The sequence below is a fragment of the Mesorhizobium sp. B2-6-1 genome (assembly GCF_006440475.1).
Taxonomy (GTDB): domain Bacteria; phylum Pseudomonadota; class Alphaproteobacteria; order Rhizobiales; family Rhizobiaceae; genus Mesorhizobium.
This window is the reverse complement of sequence record NZ_VFUH01000004.1, coordinates 273,104-287,986: the sequence shown is the minus strand read 5'-3', so window position 1 is coordinate 287,986 and position 14,883 is coordinate 273,104. Positions and strand designations below refer to the sequence as shown.

Annotated in this window: 10 protein-coding genes; 6 read left to right on the top strand and 4 right to left on the bottom strand. The window is 65.8% G+C overall.

Going from position 1 to position 14,883, the window contains the following annotated elements; translation table 11 throughout:
* Positions 1-53: 53 nt before the first annotated feature.
* The 3 genes from FJ443_RS11765 to FJ443_RS11755 all read left to right on the top strand — a co-directional run bounded on the left by FJ443_RS11765 (position 54) and on the right by FJ443_RS11755 (position 3,918).
* Complete coding sequence (locus tag FJ443_RS11765) at positions 54-2,558, top strand: heavy metal translocating P-type ATPase (RefSeq protein WP_140664125.1); 2,505 nt, start codon at positions 54-56, stop codon at positions 2,556-2,558.
* Between the two features lie 43 nt (positions 2,559-2,601).
* Positions 2,602-2,994, top strand: coding sequence for a DUF305 domain-containing protein (locus tag FJ443_RS11760; RefSeq protein WP_140512966.1), 393 nt, complete (start codon positions 2,602-2,604; stop codon positions 2,992-2,994).
* 78 nt (positions 2,995-3,072) lie between these two features.
* Positions 3,073-3,918: an aldo/keto reductase gene (locus FJ443_RS11755; protein WP_140512968.1), complete on the top strand. Its 846-nt coding sequence runs from the start codon at positions 3,073-3,075 to the stop codon at positions 3,916-3,918.
* Positions 3,919-4,172: 254 nt separating this feature from the next.
* Here FJ443_RS11755 and mutS read toward each other — a convergent pair whose 3' ends face one another.
* The gene (mutS, locus tag FJ443_RS11745; RefSeq protein ID WP_140664122.1) at positions 4,173-6,935 is read right to left on the bottom strand and encodes a DNA mismatch repair protein MutS; all 2,763 of its coding nucleotides are present in this window, start codon (positions 6,933-6,935) and stop codon (positions 4,173-4,175) included.
* Between the two features lie 217 nt (positions 6,936-7,152).
* Between mutS and FJ443_RS11740 the strand changes: the two genes are divergently transcribed.
* Complete coding sequence (locus FJ443_RS11740) at positions 7,153-9,432, top strand: NADP-dependent malic enzyme (protein WP_140497115.1); 2,280 nt, start codon at positions 7,153-7,155, stop codon at positions 9,430-9,432.
* A gap of 48 nt (positions 9,433-9,480) precedes the next feature.
* Here the strand turns inward: FJ443_RS11740 and FJ443_RS11735 are convergent, their stop codons facing one another.
* Positions 9,481-10,176, bottom strand: coding sequence for an antitoxin Xre/MbcA/ParS toxin-binding domain-containing protein (locus FJ443_RS11735; protein ID WP_140664119.1), 696 nt, complete (start codon positions 10,174-10,176; stop codon positions 9,481-9,483).
* A gap of 470 nt (positions 10,177-10,646) precedes the next feature.
* Positions 10,647-11,639 (bottom strand): adenosine kinase, encoded by a 993-nt coding sequence (locus FJ443_RS11730; protein ID WP_140523618.1) that lies wholly within the window; start codon positions 11,637-11,639, stop codon positions 10,647-10,649.
* Positions 11,640-11,856: 217 nt separating this feature from the next.
* Here FJ443_RS11730 and FJ443_RS11725 point away from each other — a divergent pair, with 217 nt between their 5' ends.
* Both FJ443_RS11725 and FJ443_RS11720 read left to right on the top strand, forming a co-directional pair.
* Complete coding sequence (locus FJ443_RS11725) at positions 11,857-12,741, top strand: EamA family transporter (RefSeq protein WP_224618297.1); 885 nt, start codon at positions 11,857-11,859, stop codon at positions 12,739-12,741.
* 416 nt (positions 12,742-13,157) lie between these two features.
* Positions 13,158-13,871, top strand: coding sequence for a sulfate transporter family protein (locus FJ443_RS11720; RefSeq protein WP_140564932.1), 714 nt, complete (start codon positions 13,158-13,160; stop codon positions 13,869-13,871).
* A gap of 11 nt (positions 13,872-13,882) precedes the next feature.
* On the opposite strand, the gene FJ443_RS11715 is transcribed toward FJ443_RS11720, so the two are convergent.
* Complete coding sequence (locus FJ443_RS11715; RefSeq protein ID WP_140664116.1) at positions 13,883-14,881, bottom strand: proline racemase family protein; 999 nt, start codon at positions 14,879-14,881, stop codon at positions 13,883-13,885.
* Positions 14,882-14,883 lie beyond the last annotated feature (2 nt).

The window sequence follows — 14,883 nt, the reverse complement described above, 5'->3', positions numbered from 1 at the left end:
AGTTACTGGAAGGACTACCTCCGGCTCGAAGCAGTTTGATAGAGGCATTCGAAATGACGCATTCAGATCACGATCATCACGCGCATGGTGGTTGCTGCGCGGCAAAAGGCGCGGCCGTGGATGCCGGCGCCGTCACGCGCGATCCGGTTTGCGGCATGATCGTCGATCCAGCCGCCGGCAAGCCGGTATCGGAGCATGCTGGCCGCCTCTATCATTTCTGCAGCGAAGGCTGTCGGACAAAGTTCCAAGCCGAGCCGAAACAATACCTGACCGCCACCGACCCCGTCTGCGGCATGAGCGTGGACCGCGCCACGGCAAAGCATTTTCTGCGCCATGACGGCCAGGGCTTCTATTTCTGCTCCGCCGGCTGCAAGTCGAAATTCGAGGCGGCGCCGCAAACCTATCTCGGCGACAGACCGGCGCCGGAAGCGATGCCGAAAGGCACCCAATACACTTGCCCGATGCATCCCGAGATCGTCCGCGACAAGCCCGGCTCCTGCCCGGTCTGCGGCATGGCGCTCGAGCCGATGGGCGTGCCGACAGGCGATGAGGGGCCAAATCCCGAACTGGTCGATTTCACCAGGCGGTTCTGGGTCAGTGCGGTGCTCTCGGTGCCCCTTCTCATCGTCGCCATGGCGCCGATGATCGGTCTGTCGTTCGAGAACCTGATCGAGGACCGGACAAAGGTCTGGATCGAGCTGGCGCTCGCAAGCCCGGTCGTGCTTTGGGCCGCATTTCCGTTCTTTCATCGCGGCTGGGACTCGATCCGCAACCGCAGCCCGAACATGTGGACGCTGATTTCGCTCGGCGTCGGTGCGGCCTATCTCTACAGCGTCGTCGCGACGCTGTTCCCGGACATTTTTCCGCATCAGTTCCGCGGCCATGGCGGGGCGGTGCCGGTCTATTTCGAGGCCGCAGCCGTCATCGTCGCGCTGGTCTTTCTCGGCCAGGTGCTGGAACTGCGCGCCCGCGAAAAGACCGGCTCGGCGATCCGCGCCCTGCTCGACCTTGCGCCCAAGACCGCCCGCCGCATAGGAGAGGACGGTTCCGAGAGCGATGTGCCGCTGGACAGCGTCAAGGCCGGCGAGCGCCTGCGCATCCGGCCCGGCGATGCCGTGCCGGTCGACGGTACCGTGCTCGAAGGCCGCTCTTCCATCGATGAATCGATGATCACCGGCGAACCGTTGCCGGTCGAGAAGGCCGAAGGGGATGCCCTCACCGGCGGCACGCTCAACAAGAATGGCTCGCTGATCATGCGCGCCGAGCGGATCGGCGCCGAGACCACGCTCTCGCGCATCGTCGAGCTGGTCGCCAAGGCGCAACGCTCGCGCGCGCCGATACAAGGGTTGGCCGATCGCGTTTCCTTCTACTTCGTCCCGGCTGTCGTTCTGGTCGCCATCGCTGCCTTTGTCGCCTGGGCGATCTTTGGGCCCACGCCCAGCCTGATCTTCGCCATCGTCTCGGCGGTCTCGGTGTTGATCATTGCCTGTCCCTGCGCACTCGGCCTCGCCACGCCGATGTCGATCATGACCGCCACCGGACGTGGCGCCCACGCCGGCGTGCTGATCAAGGAGGCCGCCGCGCTCGAACGCTTCGCTTCCGTCGATACGCTGATCGTCGACAAGACGGGGACACTGACCGAAGGCCGGCCGAAACTGACGGATGTCGTGGCGGCCGATGGGTTTTCGGAGGAGGAATTGCTGGGCCTCGCCGCGAGCCTGGAGAAGGGCTCGGAGCATCCCCTGGCCGAGGCTATTGTCGAAGGCGCCGCGACCCGCGGTGTAAGGGTCGCCGAAGCCAATGGCTTCGAGGCGGTCACCGGCAAGGGTGTTTCCGGTGCCGTTTCGGGCAGGAATGTAGCGCTCGGCAACGCCGCGATGATGCGTGATCTCGGTGCCGACGTGTCCACCGTTTCGGCCGCGGCCGAAGCGCTACAAGGCGATGGCAAGACGGCGATGTTCGTCGTCGTGGACAGGAAATTGGCCGGCATCGTGGCCGTCGCCGATCCGGTCAAGGCGACCACCGCCGAGGCGATCAAGGCCCTGCACGACAGCGGCTTGAGGATCATCATGGCGACCGGCGACAATGAGCGCACGGCAAACGCGATCGCCAGGAGTCTCGGCATCGACGAAGTCCGCGCCGGCCTGTTGCCGGAACAGAAGGGCGCGCTGGTCGAGGAATTGCGCGGCAAGGGCGCCGGCGTCGCCATGGCCGGCGACGGCGTCAACGACGCACCGGCCTTGGCCGCCGCCGATGTCGGTATCGCCATGGGCACCGGCGCCGATGTCGCCGTCGAAAGCGCCGGCATCACTTTGGTCAAGGGCGACCTCAACGGCATCGTGCGTGCCCGCACACTGGCGCAGGCGACCATCCGCAATATCAGGCAGAACCTGTTCTTCGCCTTCCTCTACAATGTGCTTGGCGTGCCGGTCGCGGCCGGCGTGCTCTATCCGCTGACCGGCACGCTGTTGTCGCCGATGCTGGCGGCGGCGGCGATGAGCTTGTCGTCGGTCTCGGTCATCGCCAATGCGTTGCGGCTGAGGACATTGAAACTTTGAGCCGATCCCCCAAATACGAAACCCGATCAACAGGAGACCATCAATGACCTTGGCCAAGAAAATCGTGCTGCTGCTGATGGCGGCTGGAATGCTGGTTGCCGTCTTTCTCGAAAGCGTTCCCGCACAAAGCGAGGAGATGAAGCACGACATGGCCGGCATGGCGACGGGGGCGGAAGGCCCGTCGACCGCAGGCTACAAGGCGGCGATGGACAAGATGCACGCCGACATGATGGCCTCCAAATACACCGGCGATGCCGACGTCGATTTCGTCCGCGGCATGATCCCTCACCACCAGGGCGCCATCGACATGGCCAGGGTCGAACTCGCCAACGGCAAGGACCCCGAGATCCGCAAGCTGGCCGAGGCGGTCATCGCGGCGCAGGAAGCCGAGATCAAGCAGATGCAGGACTGGCTCGCCGCCCATCCGGTGAAGTAAGCTTTCGCGGCTCGGCGAGAACGCCTCTGAATTTCTCGTCCGGCCTGTGATGCGATCCCGTCTCAACTGGAGCCTGCCATGCCATCGAGCGTCAGAACCACCACGCTGCCTTGCGGCGAAGCCATCCCCGTTCTCGGCCAGGGCACCTGGAAAATGGGCGAGGATTCGCGCCGCCGCGCGGAGGAGGTGAATGCCCTCAAGCTTGGTCTCGATCTCGGCGTCAAGCTGATCGACACCGCCGAAATGTACGCCAGCGGCGGCGCCGAGGAGGTGGTGGCCGAAGCCATTGCCGGGCAGCGTGCCGAGGTCTTCCTGGTCTCGAAGGTGCTGCCGTCCAACGCCTCGCGCGCCGGCGTGCAGCGCGCCTGCGAGAACAGCCTGAAGCGCCTCGCGACCGACCGCATCGATCTTTATCTGCTGCATTGGCCGGGCAGCGTGCCACTGGCGGAAACGGTCGAAGCCTTCGAGGCGCTGAAGAAAGCCGGCAAGATCCGCCACTGGGGCGTCAGCAATTTCGACACCGGGGAGATGGAAGAGCTGGTCGGCCTGCCCGACGGCGGCAACGTCCAGACCAACCAGGTGCTCTACAATCTGGTCCGGCGCGGCCTTGAGTTCGATCTGGCGCCCTGGAGCCGGAAACGCGGAATTCCTCTGATGGCCTATTCGCCGGTCGAGCAGGGCGCCTTGGCGCGCAACGCCAGTTTAGACGCGGTCGCAGCCCGCCATGGCGTGACACCGGCGCAAATCGCACTGGCCTGGGTGATGCACCAGGATGGCGTCATCGCCATTCCCAAGGCCAGCAGCCAGGACCATGTCCGCCAGAATGTCGCGACACTCGACATCGAGCTTACGCGCGAAGACCTCGCCGACCTCGACCGCGCCTTCCCGCCGCCGAGCCGCAAACGCGGGCTGGAGATGATCTGAGCGTTGTCGGTGAAGCTGCCAATCTCCCCCCTCGAGGGGGAGATGCCCGGCAGGGCAGAGGGGGGCGCTGTCCCGCCAACACATCAATTTTTACAACGACGGCTTCCGCGCTGGCATACTCCGGCGAGCATCGCCAGAGGGCAAGTTAATCAAGGCCGGCACTCTACGAGGCCCCCCTCTGTCCTGCCGGACATCTCCCCCTCAAGGGGGGAGATTGGCGGTTTCGGCGATACCGCCGTGCCAGCAGGTTCAATTTACGTCCCCGCCAACCCCTTCAACCGATAAAGCGCTTCCAGCGCTTCCCTCGGCGTCATCTCATCGGGATTGATGTCACTGAGTGCGAAGCCCAGCGCGTCGCTCTTGACCGGCTTCTGCGCTTCCCGCTTCACCGCCACTGAAAACAGCGGCAGGTCGTCGACCAGCCGGTTGGTCTTGCCCGAAACCTCGCCTTCCTCGAGCTGGTGCAGCACTTCCTTGGCACGGTCCACCACCGCCTCCGGCAGGCCGGCCAGCCGCGCCACCTGGACGCCGTAGGAGCGGTCGGCCGCGCCCTTGCCGACCTCGTGCAGGAAGACGACGTCGTTCTCCCATTCCTTGACCCGCATGGTGACGTTGTGGAGCCGCGCCAGCTTGCCGGCAAGCGAGGTCATTTCGTGGAAATGCGTGGCGAAGATCGCCCGGCAGCGGTTCTTCTCGTGCAGATATTCCACCGCGGCCCAGGCGATCGACAGGCCGTCGAACGTGGCGGTGCCGCGGCCGATCTCGTCGAGGATTACCAGCGCCCGTTCGCCGGCCTGGTTAAGGATCGCCGCCGTCTCGACCATCTCGACCATGAAGGTCGATCGGCCGCGCGCCAGATCGTCCGAGGCGCCGACGCGGGAAAAGAGGCGGTCGACGACGCCGATATGAGCCGATGTCGCCGGCACGAAAGAGCCGGTCTGGGCCAGGATGGCGATCAGCGCGTTCTGCCGCAGGAATGTCGATTTACCGCCCATATTGGGGCCGGTCAGCAGCCAGATCGCGCCGTTCTTGGCGCGGCCCTCCGGCGACAGGTCGCAGTCATTGGCCACGAACGGCCCTTCGCCCGAGCGCCGCAGCGCCTGTTCGACCACGGGATGGCGCCCACCCGAAATCTCGAAGGCAAGGCTGGCATCGACCAGCGGCCGGCACCAGGCCTCGCTTTCCGACAAAAGCGCGAGCGCCGCCGACACGTCCAGCACGGCGAGCGCATCGGCCCCGGCGCGGATCTTCTCCGCTTCGCCGACCGCTTCCGCCGTCAGCGCGTCGAAGGCGGCAAGCTCGATGCTCAGCGCCCGGTCGGCGGCATTGGCGATCTTTGTTTCCAGCTCCGCCAGCTCCGTCGTGGTGAAGCGCATGGCGTTGGCCATGGTCTGGCGGTGGATGAAGCGCGCCTTGGCGCCATCGCTGCCGGTCATCACCGCGTGATGGTTGGCGGTCACCTCGATGTAGTAGCCGAGCACATTGTTGTGCCGGATCTTCAGGGACCGAATGCCGGTCTCCTCGATCAGCGAACGCTCCAGCCCGGCGATCACTTTTCGCGACTCGTCGCGCAGCGCCCGCATCTCGTCGAGCTCGGCGTTGTAGCCGCCTCGGATGAAGCCGCCGTCGCGCTTCAGCAGCGGCAGTTCCTCGCCAAGTGCCTGCGTCAGATGCCCGGCAAGCGCGTGCGGCAGCGCCCGGATGGCGGCGAGCGCCGCCGCCAATTCCTGGGGCAGGGCGGTCGCGGCAAAGACCTCCGCGATCGCGCCGGCCGCCTCGAAGCCGGCGCGCAGCGCGCCGAGGTCGCGCGGGCCGCCGCGGTTGAGCGCCAGCCGCGACAACGCGCGCGGCATGTCGGCGACGCTCTTCAGGCTCGCCCGCACGGTCTGGCAAAGCCGCGTCTCGGAACGGAAGAACGACACCGAATCCAGCCGCGCGGCAATTGCCGCCGGATCGGTCAGCGGCGCCATCAGCCGGTCGGCGAGCAGCCTGGCGCCGCCGCCGGTCACCGTGCGGTCGATCGCCTTGAACAATGAGCCTTCACGGCTGCCCGACAGCGTGCGCAGGAGTTCCAGGTTGCCGCGCGTCGCCGGGTCGATGAACAAAGTCGAGCCGGCCTCCTCGCGCTCGGGCCGCGACAGCGGCGGCCGCTCGGCCTTCTGCGTCTTTTCGACATAGGCGATTGCGCCCGAGATCGCCGACAGCTCGGCACGGGAAAACGCACCAAAGCTGTCCGGTGTCGCCACCTCGAAGAAGCGGGCGATGCGCGCGGCCGCCGAGGCCGAATCGAACAGGCTCGGCGGCTGCGGGTTGGCGACGCGGCCGAGCATGTCGAATACCGGTCGCAATTCGGGATCGTGGAACACCGGATCGGCGACGATCAGCTCGCGCGGATCGACGCGGAAGATGTCGGCGAGCAGCCGGTCTGCGGTGGTGTCTGTGACCCGGAAAGCGCCGGTCGAAATGTCGATCCAGGCCAGGGCAAAGCTCCCCTGGTTCCCGGTCGCGCCGCCGCGCTCCCCGCCTCTTGCATCGCTGCTGCCCTTCACCCGTCCCAGCGCCATCAGGAAGCTCGATTCCGACGGCGCCAGCAATTTGTCCTCGGTGATGGTGCCAGGCGTCACCAGCCGCACCACATCGCGGCGCACCACCGATTTGGAGCCGCGCTTCTTGGCTTCGGCCGGATCCTCGATCTGCTCGCAGACGGCGACGCGGAAACCCTGCGCGATCAGTTTCTGCAGATAGTCATCCGCCGCATGCACCGGCACGCCGCACATCGGGATGTCGTGGCCCTGATGCTTGCCGCGCTTGGTCAGCACGATGCCGAGCGCCCGGCTCGCCTTCTCCGCATCCTCGAAGAACAGCTCGTAGAAATCGCCCATCCGGTAGAACAGCAGCGAATCCGGGTTCGCCGCCTTGATCTCGATGAACTGCTCCATCATCGGCGTGACGCCGCCAGCGGCTGCCGGCGTGATCGCCTCGGGAGCGTCCGGTTCGTTTTGAATGTGCATGTTCATGCGCTCACGCTAGCAGATGTGGCGGCGGGGTTTAATGCCGGCCATTGGAAAAGCAGGGGAAGAACGGAGATCAACCACCATTGAACGCCATGCGTCCTTCCGACGCCAGTTCGGTAACGCTTGGCGGTTTACACGCGGCGGCGCGTAGTCTTAATTCGGAATCACACAAGGCACCCGCCTCAAGGAGGTGCCGCATGGCGAGGAAATCAAAAGCATCATGGCAAGGAAAACCGAAAACAGCGGTCCGTCCGTCAGCGCGCAGGAAGCGCTCGAATTCCACGCCATGGGGCGGCCCGGCAAGCTCGAGATCGTCGCCACCAAGCCGATGGCCACGCAGCGCGATTTGAGCCTCGCCTATTCGCCTGGCGTCGCCGTGCCGGTACTGGCCATCGCGGAGGATCCCAGCCGCGCCTTCGACTACACGTCGCGCGGCAACATGGTCGCCGTCATCTCCAACGGCACCGCGATCCTGGGCTTGGGCAATCTCGGCGCGCTGGCCTCCAAGCCGGTCATGGAGGGAAAGGCGGTGCTGTTCAAGCGCTTCGCCGACGTCGATTCCATCGACCTCGAGGTCGACACCGAGGACGCCGACGAGTTCATCAACTGCGTGCGCTTCCTTGGGCCCTCCTTCGGCGGCATCAACCTGGAGGACATCAAGGCGCCGGAATGCTTCATCATCGAGCAGCGGTTGCGCGAGCTGATGGACATCCCGGTCTTCCACGACGACCAGCACGGCACCGCCATCATCTCGGCCGCCGGCCTGATCAACGCGCTGGAGATCACCGGCCGCGACATGAAGACCACCAGGATGGTCTGCAACGGCGCCGGTGCGGCCGGCATCGCCTGTATCGAGCTGATGAAGGCGATGGGCTTTGCGCCCGAAAACATCATCCTGTGCGACACCAAGGGCGTGGTCTTCCAGGGCCGCACCGAAGGCATGAACCAGTGGAAGTCGGCGCATGCGGTCAAGACCGACGCGCGGTCGCTGGCCGAGGCGCTGGACGGCGCCGACGTGTTCCTCGGCCTTTCCGCCAAGGGCGCGCTGACCACCGCCATGGTGCGTTCCATGGCCAAGAACCCGATCATCTTCGCCATGGCCAACCCCGATCCCGAGATCACGCCCGAGGAAGTGGCGGAGATCCGCACCGACGCCATCATGGCGACCGGGCGTTCGGATTATCCCAATCAGGTCAACAACGTGCTCGGCTTCCCCTATATTTTCCGCGGCGCGCTGGATGTGCGGGCCACCACCATCAATGACGACATGAAGATCGCCGCCGCGCGTGCGCTTGCCGACCTGGCACGCAAGGACGTGCCCGACGACGTCGCCGCAGCCTACCAGGGCAACCGGCCGAAATTCGGCCCCAACTACATCATCCCGGTGCCGTTCGATCCGCGCCTGATCTCGGCCATTCCGCTGGCCGTCGCCAGGGCGGCGATGGATTCTGGCGTCGCCCGCAAGCCGATCCTCGATCTCGACCGCTACGCGCAGGAGCTGTCGGCCCGCCGTGATCCGATCGCCTCGACCTTGCAGCGCATTTACGACCGTGTGCGCCGCCAGCCCAAGCGCATCGTCTTCGCCGAGGGCGAGGAGGAGCAAGTGATGCGCGCCGCCGTCTCCTATGTGAACCAGCGGCTCGGCACCGCCATCCTGCTCGGCCGCGACGACGTCATCAAGGAGAACGCCAGGCACGCCGGCATCGACCTCGACAAGCAGGGGCTGGAGATCATCAATGCTCGCCTGTCGCGCCGCAATTCGGTCTATACCGATTATCTCTACGAGCGCATGCAGCGCAAAGGCTTCCTGTTCCGCGACTGCCAGCGCCTGATCAACAACGACCGCAACCATTTCGCCGCCTGCATGGTGGCGCTGGGGGATGCCGACGGCATCGTCACCGGCGTCACCCGCAACTATTCCACCGCGCTCGACGATGTCAGGCGCGTCATCGACGCCAAGCCGGGCCATCGCGTCATCGGCGTGTCGATCGTTTTGGCGCGCGGCCGCACCGTGATCGTCGCCGACACCGCCGTGCACGACATGCCGAACGCCGAGCAGATCGCCGATATCGCGGAGGAAGCGGCAGGCTTTGCCCGCCGCATGGGCTATGAGCCGAGGCTCGCCATGCTCGCCTATTCCACCTTCGGCCATCCCCACGGCGAGCGCTCCGAGCGCATCCAGGAAGCCGTGCGCATCCTCGACAAGCGCCGCGTCGATTTCGAGTATGACGGCGAGATGGCCGCCGACGTCGCGCTCAACGCCCGTGCCATGGCGCAATACCCGTTCATGAGGCTGACCGGCCCGGCCAATGTGCTGATCATGCCGGCCTTCCACTCCGCCTCGATCTCCACCAAGATGCTGCAGGAGCTCGGCGGCTCGACGGTCATCGGCCCGCTGCTGGTCGGGCTGAACAAGCCGGTGCAGATCGTCTCGCTGAACGCCAAGGACAGCGATATCGTCAACATGGCGGCGATCGCGGCCTACACGGCGGGGACCTGAGGAAGGTCCGCGCGTCGGATGCGAGAGCTGCGGCGGATCTGGTCGCGCTTAACCCGCGGAAAACACCCGCGCCGCCTCGACGACCTCCTTGACCTGATCTTGCCGCAGCAGGTCGATGGGAATGCGCCCGTCGAGCAGCGCCGAGGGGCGGGTCAGCCACAGCCATGCCAGCCTCGGATTGCCGATCAACGACAGCACGTCTCGAATGCCCGCCACCGGCCTGCCGTCCACGAACTGCGCCAGCGGGAAGACGTGCTTGCGGCCGCCCTTGCGCAAGGCGACCACCTCGCCCCGCCTTTGCCAGCGGTGCAGGGTCGAGCGGGCAATGCGCAGGTGTTCCTCCAGATAGGTCGAACCGGCGACCCGCCCGGCCCAGTCTTCGATCAGCATCGATTCGAGATCGTCGGACTGGGTGCGCGGAAGGGGGGAGGCGGGGCCGTCGAAACCCGCCGACGGATTTGTGGCGCCCGCGGTGCCGGCTTCGCTGCGGCGCGCGGCTTCCACGGCCAGCGCACGCACGAATTTCGACGCCAGCCCCGGAAGGTCGGCATGGATGGCATCGATGGCGCGCTGATGCTTCGGCGACAACAAGGTGAGGGCGGACGCTATGCTGCCAGCGATCTTGCCGACCGAGACCATGGTGGGTTTGTTGATGGCCTCGTCATAGTGGGCAAGCGCCCGCTCGACCTTCTCCGCGACCATGTCCGCGAAGTCGTCTTGTTTGGTTGTATGAAATCTGTTCATGCGTCTGTCTTCTGGCCGCGAGCGCTCCTCCCCGATCGCGGCCCGTTGCTGAATTTCTAATGTGGAAAGCGGAAATCGCGGCGGCAACAAATCCGGCCGCCCGACAGCTTGCTGTCTTGCATCTTGGCACCCCAACTGGCTGAGGGCGCCCAAATGTCAGTCAAGGACGCCCCGATTGCGTGTAGGTGCGATGTGTGACAGCCGCGCGACGGTGAAGCTGCCGATCTCCCCCTCGTGGGGGAGATGCCCGGCAGGGCAGAGGGGGGCGCGAAGGATCGCTAGGTTGCGGTGGTTCCCTTCCGCGTGCCCATACTCTTCGAACTGGCGCCCCGACATGACAGTACGCTCATGCCGTTCATTTCGGGCTTGGCGGCAGTGTAGAACCCTGGAGATGCCAGCGGGACAGCGCCCCCTCTGGCCTGCCGGCGATCTCCCCCACGAGGGGGGAGATCGGCAGCTTCACCGCCCCCCTACAGCAGCCCCGCCAGTTCGGCCTCGCGACGCAGATTCTGCCTTGGCCTCGGCCCGATCTGCTGGATCACCAGGCCGGCCGCCAGTGAGCCGAGATCGCCGCAGGTCTTGAGGTCGCGGCCTTGCGTGTAGCCATGCAGGAAACCGGCAGCGTAGAGATCGCCGGCGCCTGTCGTGTCGACCAGCTCCTTGATGGCGGTCGCCTGGATGACGACGGTCTCGTCGCCGCGCGCGATGACCGATCCTTTTTCCGAGCGCGTCACGGCGGCGACCTTGCAGTCCTTGCGGATCCGGGCCAGCGCCTCGTCGAAGGACGAGGTCTGGTAGAGCGACTTGATCTCGTGGCTGTTGGCGAAGACGATGTCCACGGTGCCCGAGCGCATCAGCTCGAGGAACTCGTCGCGGTAGCGGTCGACGCAGAACGAATCCGACAAGGTCATCGACACTTCGCGGCCCGCCGCGTGCGCCAGCTTGGCCGTCTGCCGGATCGCCTCCTTGGCGCGCGGCGGATCCCACAGATAGCCCTCGAAATAGGTAACCTTGGCGCCCGACGCCTTGTCGGCCTCGACATCCTCCGGCCCGAGCTCGACGCAGGCGCCGAGATAGGTGTTCATCGAGCGCTCGCCGTCGGGGGTGACGAAGATCATCGAGCGCGCCGTCGGCGGCTCGCCCTGAAGCGGCTTGGTGTCGAAGGCGACGCCTTGGGCATGGATGTCATGCGCATAGATCTCACCGAGCGCGTCGTTGGAGACCTTGCCGAAGAAGGCGGCGCGGCCGCCGAAGGAGGCAACGCCGGCCGCCGTGTTGCCCGCGCTGCCGCCGGACGCCTCGATCGCCGGGCCCATGCGGCTGTAGAGCAGTTCGGCGCGGTGCGTGTCGATGAGATTCATCGCGCCCTTGATGATGCCGTTGGTCTCCAGGAATTCCTCTTCGCACTGGGCGATGATGTCGACAATCGCGTTGCCGATGCAAAGCACGTCATAGTCCGGCATCAATGTCTCCGCCAAAATCCGCGCCGGCTTCTTGCCATGCCGGCCGGGCGCGGGTCTAGCGATTTGCAACCGGTTTGCCTAGGCCATGTTCATATCGCCTGACGCCTAGGCGCTACGACAATTCGGTCGTGGCCGAAGCATTTTACCGCGGCTTTGCCTAAAAAGGGCCGTTCGATCCCGGTCCGAAGGCGGCAAGCCCATGCCTGCAAGAAACGACATGAACACCGATCTGGCGCTGCTCGCCCTCCTGGCGGTGCTTTGGGGCGCCTCCTATACGTTCATCAAGATCGGCGTCGAGACGATCCCGCCGGTGACGTTCATCGCCGCCCGCACGTTGATCGCGGGCGCGATCCTGCTGGCCATCATCCGCTGGCGCGGGCTCGCTATGCCAGGCGATGCAGCGAGCTGGCGTCGTTTCGCCTTCCAGGCGTGCCTCAACAGCGTCATCCCGTTCACCCTGATCGCCGCCGCCGAGCGCTCGGTGGATGCCGGCCTCGCCACCATCCTCAACGCGACGTCGCCTATCTTCACCTTCCTGTTGACCGCGCTCATCACCCGCCACGAACGGGTGACGCTGCGCAAACTGATCGGCGTCGGCGCCGGCATTGCCGGCATCTGCCTCATCGTGGGCACACAGGCGCTGGGCGGTCTCGGCCATGAACTTTGGGCGCAGCTTGCCATCGTCCTTGCAACGGTCTGCTATGCGGGGGCGGCGATCTTCGGCCGAGGCTTCAAGGGCCTCGACCCGATGCTGCCCGCCGCCGGCTCAATGCTTTGCGGCGCCGTTATCCTGGTGCCGCTCAGCCTCGCCGTCGACCAGCCCTGGACGCTCGCGCCGTCGACGGCGTCGATCCTGGCCTTGCTCGGCCTGTCGGTGTTTTCGACCGCGCTGGCCTTCGTCATCTATTTCCGCCTGATCCACACGCTGGGCTCGGTCGGCACGACCTCGCAGGCCTATCTGCGCGTGCCGATCGGCGTCGGCATCGGCGCCGTTTTCCTTGGCGAAAGCCTGGGTTCCACGGCCTGGCTCGGCATGGCCTTCGTCGTCGCCGGCGTCGCGGCCATGACCATTCCCACCCGCAAGCCGGCGCTCGCACAATAGGCAGACAGGGCAATCGCCTCAGACCACATGGCTCCGATTGTCGAGGTAGCGCCGCCCCTCATCCGCCTGCCGGCGTTCGTCACTCGAAAAGCCAAGCAGTTGGCTTTTCGTCCGCTTCGCGGACGCTCCTCAACTCCCCGTAAGTGACGGGGAGAAGGGCGCTGTCATCACTGGTTTCGCCAATCACCACGTTGCGATGGAGGCACCGGGGTTGCCGCCAGCTCCTCTCTCCCCGTTCTACGGGGAGAGATGTCCGGCAGGACAGTGAGGGGCGGCGCCGGCGCTCGCAAGAGGGGTGATGCGGAGAGTTCGAAACCTGAAACGACCGCCTTGACCCACGGCAGGCAATAGAGCTTGTGACCGGCGAACCTGCTGCCTATCCTCCCAGGGGCAATCCGCCGAAGCGAGGAAGCACCGTGATCTCCAGCGCCGCCCGTGCCGCCGCCGGCCAGTTGTTGTCGCCCGAATTCCGCGCCGTCTTCCTCAAGACGCTGGGCTTGACTGTGCTTGCTCTGGTTGCCTTGTGGTTCGGGCTGACCAGCCTCGTCGAGTGGCTGGCGCTGCCATGGCTGCAGACGCTCTTTCCCGGCCTGCCGTCCTGGGCCGGTTGGCTGGGCGGCATCATCGCGGCCATCGCGCTTGCTTTCGGCATGGCGCTGCTCGTCGCGCCGGTCACGGCCGTCATCGCCGGTCTGTTCCTCGACGATGTCGCCGAAGTGGTGGAGCGTACCGATTATCCCGGCGATCCGCCCGGCCGCGCCATGCCGGCGCTGCGCTCGCTGGTGCTGGCGATAAAGTTCTTCGGCGTCGTCGTTTTGGGCAACATCGTCGCCCTGCTGCTCCTGCTGGTGCCGGGCATCAACATCGCCGCCTTTTTCATCGTCAACGGCTACCTGCTTGGGCGCGAGTTCTTCGAATTCGCCGCTATGCGCTTCCGTCCGGAAGAAGAGGCCAGGGCCTTGCGCCGGCACCATGCCGGGACGGTCTTTCTCGCCGGCCTGGTGATAGCGGCCTTCCTTGCCGTGCCGGTGCTCAATCTGGTGACGCCGCTCTTCGCCGCAGCCATGATGGTGCATCTGCACAAGGCGATCTCGGCCCGGCCCGATCGGGGGAGCAAGCCGTCCCGTTGATGCGCCAGTCCCTACCGCAGCAGAAAGCCGCGCCCCAGTTCGTCGTCGGGCTCGACGATGAATTCCGCCCGGCCGCAATAGTAGGCGCGGCCGCCGACGCGGGCGATGATCGCTTCATGCGGTCCGGCTTTCGCCGTCCGCGCCACCGCGCCGGAAAAGCGCGAGCCGGCGATGCTCTCGAAAGTGCGTGTCTGGCCTGTTGCGATCTCGCCCTTGGCATGCATCGCCGCCAGCCGGGCGGTGACGCCGGAGCCGGTCGGCGACCGGTCGACCTGCGCCTCGGCGAAGACGCAGACGTTTTTCGTCGGCTCACCCGAAAACGTATCCCGCCCGTCCGTCAAAATGGTGCCGTAGAGAAAGGCGACGTCGACATGGTCGGGGTGTGACAGGGGGAATTCCTGCTTCAGCCTTTCGGTCAGCGCCGTCGCCGCATCGACGAAATCGCGCACCCGATCGCGGCCGAATTCCAATCCGAACTGGTGGCAGTCGGCCAGCGCGTAGAAGGCGCCGCCATAGGCGATGCCGAAGCCGATCGCGCCGTAGCCGGGCAGCTCGATCCTGCGGTCGCGTGCGAACAAGAAAGCCGGCACGCTGTCGAACGACACAGCACCCGCCTTGCCGTCGCGCACCTCGACCGAGGCGACGACCATGCCGCAGGGCGCCTCGATGTTGACCATCGTCACCGGTTCCTGCTTGGCCACCAGCCCTTCGTCGACGGCATAGCGGCCGAGCGCGACGATGGCGTGGCCGCACATGGTCGAATAGCCCTCATTGTGCATGAACAGCACGGCAAGGTCGGCGCCCGGCAAATCGGGCTCGACCAGCAGCGCGCCGTACATGTCGTAATGTCCGCGTGGCTCGAACATCAGGATTTTCCGGAGATGATCGAGATGGTCGCGCACATAGGCGCGCTTTTCCAGGATCGTGCCCTTCGGGATATCGGGATAACCCCCGGTGACGATCCTCAGCGGCTCGCCGCCGGTGTGCATGTCGACGACGGTCAGCGTCATGT

Excerpts from the sequence above, each read along its gene's own strand:
- FJ443_RS11725 (WP_224618297.1), top strand. The coding sequence starts at position 11,857 with ATGAACACCGATCTGGCGCTGCTCGCCCTCCTGGCGGTGCTTTGGGGC.
- FJ443_RS11760 (WP_140512966.1), top strand. The coding sequence starts at position 2,602 with ATGACCTTGGCCAAGAAAATCGTGCTGCTGCTGATGGCGGCTGGAATG.
- FJ443_RS11715 (WP_140664116.1), bottom strand. The coding sequence starts at position 14,881 with ATGACGCTGACCGTCGTCGACATGCACACCGGCGGCGAGCCGCTGAGG.
- mutS (WP_140664122.1), bottom strand. The coding sequence starts at position 6,935 with ATGAACATGCACATTCAAAACGAACCGGACGCTCCCGAGGCGATCACG.
- FJ443_RS11735 (WP_140664119.1), bottom strand. The coding sequence starts at position 10,176 with ATGAACAGATTTCATACAACCAAACAAGACGACTTCGCGGACATGGTC.
- FJ443_RS11755 (WP_140512968.1), top strand. The coding sequence starts at position 3,073 with ATGCCATCGAGCGTCAGAACCACCACGCTGCCTTGCGGCGAAGCCATC.
- FJ443_RS11730 (WP_140523618.1), bottom strand. The coding sequence starts at position 11,639 with ATGCCGGACTATGACGTGCTTTGCATCGGCAACGCGATTGTCGACATC.
- FJ443_RS11740 (WP_140497115.1), top strand. The coding sequence starts at position 7,153 with ATGGCAAGGAAAACCGAAAACAGCGGTCCGTCCGTCAGCGCGCAGGAA.
- FJ443_RS11765 (WP_140664125.1), top strand. The coding sequence starts at position 54 with ATGACGCATTCAGATCACGATCATCACGCGCATGGTGGTTGCTGCGCG.